Origin of the sequence: Enterobacter sp. ODB01 (assembly GCF_001623605.1) — a bacterium.
GTDB classification, from domain to species: Bacteria; Pseudomonadota; Gammaproteobacteria; order Enterobacterales; family Enterobacteriaceae; genus Enterobacter; species Enterobacter kobei.
Window position 1 is genome coordinate 1871380 of record NZ_CP015227.1, and the last position, 12630, is coordinate 1884009.

Genomic DNA, 12630 nt, shown 5'->3' on the forward strand with positions numbered 1-12630 from the left:
GGTTTGGACTCATGACAGATAAACGCAAAGATGGTTCGGGCAAACTGCTGTACTGCTCTTTTTGCGGCAAAAGCCAGCATGAAGTGCGTAAACTGATTGCCGGGCCGTCCGTGTATATCTGCGACGAATGTGTTGATTTATGTAACGACATCATTCGCGAAGAGATTAAAGAAGTTGCGCCGCACCGTGAGCGTAGCGCATTGCCAACGCCGCATGAAATTCGTCATCACCTTGACGACTATGTCATCGGACAAGAGCAGGCGAAGAAAGTGCTGGCGGTAGCGGTATATAACCACTACAAACGTCTGCGTAACGGCGACACCAGTAATGGCGTAGAACTGGGTAAAAGTAACATCCTGCTGATCGGACCGACGGGTTCCGGTAAAACGTTGCTGGCGGAAACCCTGGCGCGCCTGCTGGATGTTCCGTTTACCATGGCCGATGCCACAACCCTGACCGAAGCCGGTTATGTGGGTGAAGACGTTGAGAACATCATTCAGAAACTGCTGCAGAAGTGCGATTACGACGTACAGAAAGCACAGCGCGGCATTGTTTATATTGATGAGATCGATAAGATCTCCCGTAAATCAGACAACCCGTCCATCACCCGCGACGTGTCGGGTGAAGGCGTGCAGCAGGCGCTGCTGAAGCTGATCGAAGGTACGGTTGCCGCCGTTCCACCGCAGGGGGGGCGTAAGCATCCTCAGCAGGAGTTCCTGCAGGTTGATACCTCCAAGATCCTGTTCATCTGTGGCGGTGCGTTTGCCGGTCTGGATAAAGTCATTTCCCACCGTGTTGAAACCGGCTCCGGCATTGGTTTTGGCGCAACGGTAAAAGCCTCGTCCGAAAAACCGAACGAAGGCGAACTGCTTTCGCAGGTTGAACCTGAAGATCTGATCAAATTCGGTCTGATTCCTGAGTTCATTGGCCGTCTGCCCGTTGTGGCAACGCTGAATGAGCTGAGTGAAGAGGCGCTGATTCAGATCCTGAAAGAGCCGAAAAATGCGCTGACCAAGCAGTACCAGGCGCTGTTCAATCTGGAAGGGGTTGACCTTGAATTCCGTGACGAAGCGCTTGATGCGATTGCTAAGAAAGCGATGATCCGTAAAACCGGTGCGCGTGGTCTGCGTTCAATCGTTGAAGCGGCGCTGCTCGATACCATGTACGATCTGCCGTCGATGGAAGATGTTGAGAAAGTGGTTATCGACGAGTCCGTAATCAGCGGCCAAACCAAGCCGCTGCTGATTTACGGTAAACCGGAAGCCCAGCAGGCATCTGGCGAATAATTCACCAAATCATACAAGCAGTTAATTAAAAAGGGGGATTTTATCTCCCCTTTACTTTTTCCGTATTCATAGCGTTGAATGTGTGGGAAACATCCCCATATACTGGATACATGTTAATGGTTATGTGAAGTACAGTGACATGACCAGCTTACCTGGCGGACACTAAACTAAGAGAGAGCTCTATGAATCCTGAGCGTTCTGAACGCATTGAAATCCCCGTATTGCCGTTGCGCGATGTGGTGGTTTATCCGCACATGGTCATACCCTTGTTTGTAGGGCGGGAAAAATCTATCCGTTGCCTCGAAGCCGCCATGGATCATGATAAAAAATCATGCTGGTGGCACAGAAAGAAGCATCGACGGATGAGCCGGGTGTAAACGATCTTTTCACCGTCGGGACCGTGGCCTCTATTTTGCAGATGCTGAAGCTGCCTGACGGCACCGTGAAGGTGCTGGTCGAAGGGCTGCAGCGTGCGCGTATTACCACTCTGTCAGATGACGGCGAACACTTCTCTGCCAAGGCAGAGTACCTTGATTCGCCTGAGCTTGATGAGCGCGAGCAGGAAGTGCTGGTGCGCACCGCAATTAGCCAGTTTGAAGGCTATATCAAGCTGAATAAAAAAATCCCACCAGAAGTGCTGACGTCGCTGAACAGCATCGACGATCCTGCGCGTCTGGCGGACACCATCGCAGCACACATGCCGCTGAAGCTGGCTGACAAACAGTCCGTGCTGGAAATGTCCGACGTTAACGAACGTCTGGAATACCTGATGGCGATGATGGAGTCTGAAATCGATCTGCTGCAGGTTGAGAAACGTATTCGCAACCGCGTCAAAAAGCAGATGGAGAAATCTCAGCGTGAGTACTATCTGAATGAGCAAATGAAAGCGATTCAGAAAGAGCTCGGCGAGATGGACGACGCGCCGGACGAAAACGAAGCGCTGAAGCGTAAAATCGACGCGGCGAAGATGCCGAAAGAGGCGAAAGAGAAAGCCGAAGCAGAATTGCAGAAGCTGAAAATGATGTCTCCAATGTCGGCTGAAGCAACCGTCGTACGCGGCTACATTGAGTGGATGGTGCAGGTTCCGTGGAACGCCCGCAGCAAGGTCAAAAAAGACCTGCGTCAGGCGCAGGAGATCCTGGATACCGACCACTACGGCCTGGAACGCGTGAAAGACCGCATTCTTGAGTACCTCGCGGTACAAAGCCGTGTAAACAAAATCAAAGGCCCAATTCTGTGTCTGGTAGGACCGCCGGGGGTGGGTAAAACCTCTCTGGGACAGTCCATCGCCAAAGCGACCGGACGTAAGTATATCCGTATGGCGCTGGGTGGCGTACGCGATGAAGCGGAAATCCGCGGTCACCGTCGTACCTACATCGGTTCTATGCCGGGTAAACTGATCCAGAAGATGGCGAAAGTGGGCGTTAAAAACCCGCTGTTCCTGCTTGATGAGATCGACAAAATGTCTTCGGACATGCGTGGCGATCCGGCCTCTGCACTGCTGGAAGTGCTTGATCCAGAACAGAACGTGGCGTTCAGCGATCACTACCTGGAAGTGGACTACGACCTGAGCGATGTGATGTTCGTGGCAACCTCCAACTCCATGAACATACCGGCCCCGCTGCTGGACCGTATGGAAGTGATCCGCCTCTCCGGTTACACCGAAGATGAGAAGCTGAATATCGCGAAACAGCACCTGCTGCCGAAACAGATTGAGCGTAACGCACTGAAAGCCAACGAGCTGACCGTCGAGGACAGCGCGATTATCGGCATCATTCGCTATTACACCCGTGAAGCGGGCGTGCGTAGCCTTGAGCGTGAAATCTCTAAACTGTGCCGCAAGGCGGTGAAACAGCTGCTGCTGGATAAGAGCCTGAAACACATTGTGATCAACGGCGACAATCTGCATGCCTACCTGGGCGTTCAGCGCTTCGACTACGGTCGTGCGGATAATGAAAACCGCGTAGGCCAGGTGACCGGTCTGGCATGGACGGAAGTGGGCGGCGATCTGCTGACCATCGAAACCGCCTGTGTACCGGGTAAAGGCAAGCTGACCTACACCGGCTCGCTGGGTGAAGTGATGCAGGAGTCCATTCAGGCGGCGCTGACCGTGGTGCGCGCGCGCGCGGAAAAACTGGGTATTAACCCGGATTTCTACGAAAAACGCGACATCCACGTTCACGTCCCGGAAGGGGCGACGCCGAAAGATGGTCCAAGCGCGGGTATTGCCATGTGTACGGCGCTGGTCTCCTGTCTGACAGGCAACCCGGTACGCGCTGATGTGGCAATGACCGGTGAAATCACCCTGCGTGGTCAGGTTCTGCCTATCGGCGGGTTAAAAGAAAAACTGCTGGCGGCACACCGTGGTGGGATCAAAACCGTATTGATTCCTTACGAGAATAAACGCGATCTGGAAGAGATTCCGGACAACGTAATTGCCGATCTGCAGATTCATCCTGTTAAGCGAATTGAGGAAGTTCTTACTCTCGCATTGCAGAATGAGCCGTCCGGAATGCAGGTTGTAACCGCAAAATAGTGACCTCGCGCAAAGAGCGTCAATAAAAACAAGGCTGGTAAGGCATTTCGCACTTGCCAGCCTTTTTTTGTATAGCTAATTTAGATTGCTGATTAGGTCAGCCATCAACAACGGGTGTTGTAAGGTCATGGCAGGCCTGATATAACTGCTGCGCGGTCGCGTTGTGAAGGACTCAGGCGCGATATAAATTATAAAGAGAGGAAGAGAACAGTGAATAAATCTCAACTGATTGACAAAATTGCTGCTGGTGCTGATATTTCTAAAGCTGCAGCTGGACGTGCGTTAGATGCATTAATTGCTTCTGTTACTGAATCTCTGCAGGCTGGAGACGACGTTGCACTGGTAGGCTTCGGTACTTTTGCTGTTAAAGAGCGTGCTGCCCGTACTGGCCGCAACCCTCAGACCGGTAAAGAGATCACCATTGCTGCTGCTAAAGTGCCGGGTTTCCGTGCAGGTAAAGCGCTGAAAGACGCAGTAAATTGATTGCTTTCCCGTTTCAGGGAAGCCGGAAAGTACAAGGGCGCATCATTTGATGTGCCTTTTTTGTTTGTCCAGACCTGATTTGTGCGAGTTTATGCGAGTTGTGGGCTGACAATCGCCCCGTTTTCTTGTCACAATACGCCTTTACGCGCGACGGGCAGGATTTTCCGTCAGCGTCAGGTAACCAGTCACCTACAGCGGAGTGTTGTTACACCATGATGGACAGCTTACGCACGGCTGCTAACAGTCTCGTGCTCAAGATTATTTTCGGTATCATTATCGTGTCGTTCATATTGACCGGCGTGAGCAGTTACCTTATTGGCGGTGGCGCGAACTATGCCGCAAAAGTGAATGGCCAGGAGATCAGCCGTGGTCAGTTCGAGAATGCTTTTGCCGGTGAACGTAACCGTATGCAGCAACAGCTGGGCGACCAATTCTCTGAACTGGCGGCGAATGAAGGGTATATGAAGACCCTGCGCCAACAGACGCTGAACCGTCTTATCGACGAAGCGTTACTGGATCAGTATGCCAAAAAGCTGGGTCTTGGCATCAGCGATGAGCAGGTGAAAAAAGCGATCTTCGCCACTCAGGCATTCCAGTCAAACGGTAAATTCGACAACGCACGTTACAATAGCATCGTCAACCAGATGGGCATGACGGCTGACCAATACGCTCAGGCGTTGCGTAACCAACTGACCACTCAGCAGCTTATCAATGCCGTTGTGGGCACCGATTTCATGCTCAAAGGTGAGACGGAAGAGCTGGCCGCGCTGGTGGCGCAGCAGCGCGTTGTCCGTGAAGCGACCATAGATGTTAACGACCTGGCGGCCAAACAGCAGGTCAGCGACGCGGAACTGAACGCCTGGTACGAGCAGAACAAAAATACCTTCGTTTCTCCAGAGCAGTTCCGCGTGAGCTACATCAAGCTGGATGCTGCCGGGCTGCAGGAAACGGCGTCTGATACAGAAATTCAGTCTTACTACGATCAGCATCAGGATCAGTTCACTCAGCCGCAGCGTAACCGCTACAGCGTGATTCAGACTAAAACCGAGGCTGACGCCAAAGCGGTACTGGATGAGCTGAATAAAGGGGCTGATTTCGCCACCCTCGCGAAAGCAAAATCCACCGATATTATCTCTGCCAAAAACGGCGGTGATATGGGTTGGCTGGAAGACGCAACCACGCCGGACGAACTGAAAAATGCGGGTCTGAAAGAGAAAGGCCAGCTTTCTGGTGTCATTAAGTCTTCCGTTGGTTTCCTGGTCGCGCGTCTGGACGACATCACCGCGGCGAAAACCAAGCCGCTGGCTGACGTTCGTGATGATATCGCGGCGAAAGTGAAACAGGAAAAAGCGCTGGATGCCTACTACGCACTTCAACAGAAGGTGAGCGATGCCGCCAGCAACGACAACGAATCGCTGGCGGGTGCAGAGCAGGCTGCTGGGGTGAAAGCGGTTGAGACGGGCTGGTTTGGTCGTGATAACCTGCCGGAAGAGCTGAACTTTAAACCGGTTTCAGACGCCATCTTTAACGGTGGTCTGGTGGGCGAGAACGGTACGCCAGGCAGCAACTCTGACATCATTACCGTCGACGGTGACCGTGCGTTCGTGCTGCGCGTCAGCGAGCACAAGCCGGAAGCGGTCAAACCGCTGGCAGAAGTGAAGGATCAGGTTGCCGCTCAGGTTAAGCACAACAAAGCGGAACAGCAGGCGAAACTGGATGCTGAGAAGATTCTGGCTGATCTGAAAGCGGGCAAAGACGATGCGCTGAAAGCGGCAGGCCTGAGCTTCGGTGAAGCGAAAACGCTGAGCCGTACCGGTCAGGACCCCATCAGCCAGGCTGCGTTTGGCCTGACTCTGCCTGCGAAGGACAAACCAAGCTTCGGCACCACCACCGATATGCAGGGTAACGTTGTTCTGCTGGCGCTGGACGAAGTAAAAGCCGGTACCCTGCCAGAAGCGCAGAAGAAGGCGATGGTTCAGGGCATTACCCAGAACAATGCTCAGATTGCTTTCGAAGCCATGATGAGCAACCTGCGTAAAGATGCCAAAATCAAGCTGGGCGATGTGATGACTCAGCAGCAATAATTACGTATCTGCTCGCAGATTTTCGTAACGCTCTGCAAAAACTAAAGGCCGCTTTCGCGGCCTTTTCCATTTCTGCAATCTGCTGTTTGTAGCTGTTTTTCCGGGCGGCTATCGTGACGTGGCTGTCAACAAACAAGGAGAAAACAGCATGAAATGTGGAATCAAAGCACTGTTAATTGCGCTGGCTATTGCCACCACCGGGATGACCACGAGTGCGCTGGCCGCGACGCCCGCAGCCAAAGCACAGACGGTACAGAGCAAATCTGACGCCTCAGCGTCAGTGCAAGGGCAATCCAAAGCGGCTGATGCCGGTAAAACGGCGGATGATGACGGTACGCGGGTCAGTATCAATTCGGCCTCTGCGGAAGATCTCGCCCGCGCAATGAACGGTGTCGGCCTGAAAAAAGCACAGGCCATCGTCAGCTACCGCGAAGAGTATGGTCCTTTCAAAACTGTCGACGACCTCAAACAGGTGCCGGGCATGGGCAGCGCGCTGGTGGAGCGTAACCTCTCACACCTGACGTTGTAATCTCACAATTACTTGCACTGCGGCGATAATTTGCCAGGATAAAGAGGTCATACCAGTTATGACCTCTGATCCTATAACAACAGTAAAGGCTATTGCGCTATGCAGACAAAAATCAAAGTACGCGGTTACCACCTTGATGTTTACCAGCACGTTAACAATGCCCGCTATCTTGAGTTCCTTGAAGAAGCGCGCTGGGACGGGCTGGAAAACAGCGAAAGCTTTCAGTGGTTGAGCGCGCATAACATCGCGTTCGTGGTCGTCAATATCAACATCAACTACCGCCGCCCGGCCGTGCTGGGTGATGTACTCACGGTGACCAGTCAGGTGCAACAGCTCAACGGCAAGAGTGGTGTATTAAGCCAGGTGGTGACGCTCGATCCTGAAGGGCAGGTGGTGGCTGATGCACTGATCACCTTTGTCTGTATCGATCTGAAAACCCAGAAGGCTCTGCCGCTGGAAGGGGCATTGCGGGAGAAGCTGGAGCTGATGATCGTTTAGAAATTTTGTCTTTTATAAAAGACAAAACGTTTTTCCAGGGATAGAATCATGGACAGGGACTACGTTGTTGAACGCTACCGTACCCGTGACGGAAAAGTGCCATTTGAGGAGTGGGTAGCGAAGATGAAGCGAAAGGATCCGGAATTAGTGTTTCGGATTCTTTTGCGAATTGACCGTGCAGAGAAAGGGAACTTCGGCGATTACCGGTATCTCAGAGATGGTATCTGGGAATTGAAAATTGATTGTAGTCCCGGATATCGAATCTATTTTGCAGTACAACATCGGGAGATCCTATTGTTGCTGATTGGGGGTGACAAAAAGAGTCAAAGGACCGATGTGAAACTGGCAATTGATTACTGGAATGACCATCAAAAGGAGAAATCCGATGAGCAAAAGCGAACGAAAATTCTCTAGCTCCGTCAGTCACGATGAAGCCGTCGTAAAAATGCTTCGCGAAAACCCTTCCTACGCTCAGCTATATCTGCAGGTTGCGTTGGATGAGATTTATGAAGACCAGGGAATCCCTGCATACTTAATCGCGCTAAGACGTGTTATCGAATCCCGCGGTGGCATAGGTGAAATTGCTGCCAAATCCGGTCTGTCCCGCCAACAGTTATACCGAACCTTATCTGACAACGGTAACCCAACGCTGACGACGCTAATGAAAGTGACTCGTGCTGCCGGCGTAAAACTGTTCGACAGCACGGTTAAGTAGCGTTATTTAAGCCCGGTCTTTTGCTTCATTGCGGCCATCACGCCAACTTTATCGGCCAGATAGTGGTTCAGCCCGTTAGCGCGAAGATTACAGGCCGCGCACTGGCCGCAACCGTCGCCTTTGATGCCGTTATAGCAGGTGAGGGTTTCACTGCGAACCAGATCCAGCTTGCCCCAGTAGTCCGCCAGGGCCCAGGTTTCGGCTTTATCCAGCCACATCAACGGCGTCTCAAAGCGCGTCTCTTTCGCCATGCCCAGATTGACGGCGTGGTTTAATGCTTTCACGAATTCGTCACGGCAGTCCGGGTAGCCGGAGAAGTCTGTTTCGCATACGCCAGTGATTACCGCTTCGGCTTTCACCTGGTAGGCGTAGATCGCCGTCAGGGTCAGAAACAGAATATTGCGGCCCGGTACGAAGGTATTCGGAATGCCGCTGGCATCGGGTTCATAATCCGGTACAGGAATGCTGTCGCGGGTGAGGCTACTGACAGCCAGTTCATTTAACAGCGTAACGTCCAGCACCTTGTGCGCGCGTGCCCCCAGTTTGAGGGCCAGTTCACGGGCAACGTCGATTTCAGCGCGGTGGCGCTGACCATAATCGAAGGTCACACAGTGAACTTCATCATACTGATGAAGGGCCTGAACCAGGCAAGTAGTAGAGTCTTGTCCTCCGCTGAACACGACGACGGCACGTTTCATAAATCATCTCAACAGTTACGGTAAAAACGTTATGTTACCGCCTGGCTACGGCGGCGACCAGCTTCTTCACGATTTGGGGGCAGGCAGCCAGGCTTCGGTAAAATCAAACCAGCCGCGGGTGTTAAGGCGTATCCCGTTTACGCCTGGCGGCGCGCTGATTTGATACTGATAATTAAAGAGCGGCGTCAACACCGCGTTCTCCATTAAGCGGCTGAAAATGGCTTGCAGCCCCGCGTGCCGGTCCCGGGACTCGGCTTGGGCCTGCACCGCATCCAGCGTGGCTTGCAAATGGGCGTAAGCCGGTGCGCTTAACACATGCGGCCAAAGCGCATCACAGCGGAGCCACTGCTCAAGCGTATACGCTGGCGCTTCGCCAATCAGCTTATCTCCCATCATGATGTCTGCATCGGCAAGCTGCTGGCATCCATCCCACGTCTTCGCGTCGTGAAAGATGACGGTCAATTCACAACCCTGCAGGGCGAGGTACTCCTTCAACTGGCTGGCCATGGTGTGAAGCTCAACGGGCAGATGATAAACCAGCTTCAACGCCTCAGGGAGGGCAATGTCCGTTAAATCAGGCCATTCCGGGATTGTCCAGCCGGGAAGCAGTTCATGAGTTGGCGTGATGAGCCCTTCGTTGAGCGGAAGCGTGTGCAGAAGCCTGGAGAGATGAATGATATTAATCAGCCGCTTTGCCTGGATCTCACTCAGCCGCGCGCTCTGTTTCAGCGTGAGATAACAGAAGCCCAGGCTGGTGCTGCTGCTCACCAGCCGCAGGCTTTCGAGCTCATCGGCCTCGCCAATGGCGATTTGCACCGGGTGGCGACAGCTGGTACCCAGCCTGTAATCAAAAAGTTGGGGAGTGATCCAGTACTCGATGGCCTTAAGCAGCGGATGGCTCAGGTGGTACTGCTCATGGCTTTCCAGGCGTACCAGGTCGGGCTCAAAGAGAGTCAGCCGGAAGGGACCACTGCCGACGACCGGGCGATCGGGATGCGCCAGACGGCTACAGTAGGTTGCCAGCCTGTGCGCCAGCCAGTAGTCCGGTTGATGTAAAACAAACGTCAGACATTGCGGATGTGTGGTTTCGACAGACAAGACGCTCTGAAAAAGCGTGCGCATGATGGGCTGCGCTAACAACGCCGTCAGGCTTCGCTGGAGTTGCGCCGTTTCTATTTTATCGCCGTCATGCCAGTGCAGCGTGGAGCGAATATAGAAATGCCAGCGCAGCCCGTCAGCAGAGACCTCCCAATGATGCGCCAGATCGCCGGTGGGTTCACTGCTGTTACCGTTAAATCGCGTCAAGCCTGAGAACACCTGTCCTGCCAGATGTTGTTCGGCCCGTCCCGGTAAAAATCCCGGCTGAAGCGGCTCCAGCGAGCGATAGTAGGGGATGCGCAGCGTCGGCGTGTCGTTTTGCCATTGCCCACCCAAAAACGGATGCAGTAACGAACGCAGCTCGTCAGGCGCAAGCTGGGCCAGCTCCAGCGCGTTATGCTGCTGTCCGCTCTTCAGCGCTTCTTCCATCATCATATTGCGCAGCGACTCAGGGGTGGCATGGAACGTCAGTTCGCCGCGCTTGCCGCGACCAGACTGCGCGCGCCAGCTCAGCCAGCCCGCCTCCTGAGCCTGACGCAGCAGCGTTCGGACATGCCGCTCGCTACAAAAACAGCGGGCTGCCAGCTCGCTGATAGTGACCTGCTGCGTCGCACCTTCGGACGGCTGCCATAAACGGTGATACTGGTTAAGACGGTTAAGCTGACGCATAGAAACCCGGAACAATAATTATCATCTATTCACTATTACTTCCGTATATCTCACCTGATACTGATGCACAAGCTAATCGCATCACATTTCAGGAGTCATCATGGCCCGCCTCGCTGCATTTGATATGGACGGCACGCTGTTAATGCCGGATCACCGTCTGGGAGAGAAAACGCTGAGTGCCCTGAAGCGCCTGCGCGAGCGAGATGTCACTCTGACATTTGCCACCGGCCGACATGTTCTGGAGATGCGCCATTTACTGGGCGCGTTTTCTCTTGATGCTTTTCTGATCACCGGAAACGGAACGCGCATTCACACCGTCGAAGGGGAGGTACTGCACCGTCAGGATCTTAACCCGGAAGTGGCGGATATCGTCCTGCACAGCACCTGGGACACACAGGCCAGTGTCCACGTTTTTAACGATCAAGGCTGGTTTACCGGAAGCGAAATCCCCGAGTTACTGCATGCGCATGTCTATAGCGGTTTTAAATATCAGCTTATCGATCTGCGCCGGATCCCCGCCCACGCGGTGACCAAGATCTGCTTCTGTGGCGATCACGACGATCTGCGACGCCTGCGCATCCAGTTAAATGAGGCGCTCGGCAACCGGGCGCATCTGACCTTCTCGGCGGTAGATTGTCTGGAAGTATTACCCGTGGGCTGTAACAAAGGTTCCGCCCTGGCGGTACTGAGCGACCATCTGGGCTTAACGCTGCAGGATTGTATGGCATTTGGCGACGCCATGAATGACCGAGAGATGCTGGGCAGCGTGGGGCGCGGCTTGATTATGGGGAATGCGATGCCGCAGCTGATTGCCGAGCTTCCTCATCTGCCCGTTATCGGACACTGCGGTAACGAAGCGGTGTCCCATTTTTTGACTCATTGGCTGGACAACAACAACCTCCCTTATTCCCCCGAATAGCGAGCGCCTTCCAGCAAGCCAGACGTCGGTCTGGCTTTTTTTTATTTCAGCAGCTGTGCAATCTGCACTTTCCACGGCGTGATGTCGCCGATGTTAGCCTGTACCCATTCTGCATTGTAGTAGGTCTCAAGGTAGCGCTCGCCGCTGTCGCACAGCAGCGTGACGATGGAGCCGGTACGCCCTTCCTCACGCATGCGTGCCGCCAGATGCAGTGCGCCCCACATATTGGTGCCTGTCGATGCCCCGACTTTGCGGCCAAGCTGGGTTTCCAGCCAGTGTGCGGTTGCCACGCTGGCGGCATCCGGCACGCGCAGCATTTCATCCACTACATCCGGGATGAATGACGGTTCCACGCGCGGGCGGCCAATTCCTTCAATTTTACTGCCTGACGGGCTGCGAAGATCGGCATCGCGGCTCTGCCAGTAGTCGAGGAACACCGAGTTTTGCGGGTCAACCACCATCAGTTGGGTATCGTAGCCCTGACAGCGAATGTAGCGTCCTATGGTGGCTGAGGTGCCACCGGTACCGGCGCTCATCACAATGTACGACGGCACGGGGTGCGGCTCGTGGGTCATCTGGCGGAAAATACTGTCAGCGATGTTGTTATTGCCGCGCCAGTCCGTTGCGCGTTCGGCGAAGGTAAACTGGTCCATATAGTGGCCGTTGAGCTCACGGGCCAGCATTTCAGAGGCGGCGTAGATTTCGCAGGCACTCTCAACGAAGTGGCAGCGACCGCCGTAAAATTCGATCTGCTCGATTTTGCGTTTTGCAGTGCAGGAGGGCATCACCGCGATAAACGGCAGGCCCAGCAGGCGGGCAAAATAGGCTTCGGACACGGCGGTTGAACCGGACGAGGATTCAATAATGGGAGTGCCTTCTTTGATCCAGCCGTTACATAAACCGTATAAAAACAGTGAGCGCGCCAGGCGATGCTTCAGGCTGCCGGTCGGATGGGTGCTTTCATCCTTCAGATAGAGCTGAATACCGTCAAATCCCGGCAGGGAAAGGCGGATCAGGTGGGTATCCGCCGAACGCTGGTAGTCGGCATTGATTTCGCTGATGGCATGTTTAACCCAAGTGCTATTCATCGTAATTATCCGTTTGTCATTTTGTGC

Annotated in this window: 11 protein-coding genes and 1 pseudogene; 9 read left to right on the forward strand and 3 right to left on the reverse strand. The window is 53.8% G+C overall.

Features of this window, described 5'->3' with window-relative positions; genetic code table 11:
- Window positions 1–11: 11 nt before the first annotated feature.
- The 8 genes and pseudogenes from clpX to A4308_RS08970 all read left to right on the forward strand — a co-directional run bounded on the left by clpX (window position 12) and on the right by A4308_RS08970 (window position 8131).
- On the forward strand, window positions 12–1286 hold the full coding sequence (gene clpX / locus A4308_RS08935; RefSeq protein ID WP_014882774.1) for an ATP-dependent protease ATP-binding subunit ClpX: 1275 nt from the start codon (window positions 12–14) through the stop codon (window positions 1284–1286).
- 182 nt (window positions 1287–1468) lie between these two features.
- A pseudogene (gene lon, locus A4308_RS08940) lies at window positions 1469–3822 on the forward strand (endopeptidase La).
- 210 nt (window positions 3823–4032) lie between these two features.
- The gene (hupB, locus tag A4308_RS08945; protein ID WP_002444653.1) at window positions 4033–4305 is read left to right on the forward strand and encodes a nucleoid-associated protein HU-beta; all 273 of its coding nucleotides are present in this window, start codon (window positions 4033–4035) and stop codon (window positions 4303–4305) included.
- Between the two features lie 212 nt (window positions 4306–4517).
- Entirely contained in the window at window positions 4518–6389 is a 1872-nt protein-coding gene (gene ppiD, locus A4308_RS08950) for a peptidylprolyl isomerase (protein ID WP_045281690.1), read from the forward strand.
- Window positions 6390–6537: 148 nt separating this feature from the next.
- On the forward strand, window positions 6538–6918 hold the full coding sequence (locus A4308_RS08955) for a helix-hairpin-helix domain-containing protein (RefSeq protein ID WP_014882777.1): 381 nt from the start codon (window positions 6538–6540) through the stop codon (window positions 6916–6918).
- A gap of 99 nt (window positions 6919–7017) precedes the next feature.
- Window positions 7018–7416 (forward strand): YbgC/FadM family acyl-CoA thioesterase, encoded by a 399-nt coding sequence (locus A4308_RS08960; protein ID WP_023336819.1) that lies wholly within the window; start codon window positions 7018–7020, stop codon window positions 7414–7416.
- Between the two features lie 48 nt (window positions 7417–7464).
- Window positions 7465–7830: a type II toxin-antitoxin system RelE/ParE family toxin gene (locus tag A4308_RS08965; protein WP_045281689.1), complete on the forward strand. Its 366-nt coding sequence runs from the start codon at window positions 7465–7467 to the stop codon at window positions 7828–7830.
- Window positions 7802–8131, forward strand: coding sequence for an addiction module antidote protein (locus A4308_RS08970; RefSeq protein WP_014882780.1), 330 nt, complete (start codon window positions 7802–7804; stop codon window positions 8129–8131). The genes A4308_RS08965 and A4308_RS08970 overlap by 29 nt, the downstream gene beginning before the upstream one ends.
- Before the next feature lie 2 nt (window positions 8132–8133).
- Here A4308_RS08970 and queC read toward each other — a convergent pair whose 3' ends face one another.
- Window positions 8134–8829, reverse strand: coding sequence for a 7-cyano-7-deazaguanine synthase QueC (gene queC, locus A4308_RS08975; protein WP_023332238.1), 696 nt, complete (start codon window positions 8827–8829; stop codon window positions 8134–8136).
- A 66-nt stretch (window positions 8830–8895) separates the two neighbouring features.
- The gene (locus A4308_RS08980; RefSeq protein ID WP_045281688.1) at window positions 8896–10596 is read right to left on the reverse strand and encodes an SgrR family transcriptional regulator; all 1701 of its coding nucleotides are present in this window, start codon (window positions 10594–10596) and stop codon (window positions 8896–8898) included.
- Window positions 10597–10696: 100 nt separating this feature from the next.
- Here A4308_RS08980 and cof point away from each other — a divergent pair, with 100 nt between their 5' ends.
- Window positions 10697–11515 carry an HMP-PP phosphatase gene (gene cof, locus A4308_RS08985; RefSeq protein WP_014882783.1) on the forward strand — a complete coding sequence of 273 codons (819 nt, stop codon included), beginning with the start codon at window positions 10697–10699 and terminating at the stop codon, window positions 11513–11515.
- A gap of 41 nt (window positions 11516–11556) precedes the next feature.
- Here the strand turns inward: cof and A4308_RS08990 are convergent, their stop codons facing one another.
- The gene (locus A4308_RS08990) at window positions 11557–12603 is read right to left on the reverse strand and encodes a PLP-dependent cysteine synthase family protein (RefSeq protein ID WP_045281687.1); all 1047 of its coding nucleotides are present in this window, start codon (window positions 12601–12603) and stop codon (window positions 11557–11559) included.
- Between the last annotated feature and the right edge of the window lie 27 nt (window positions 12604–12630).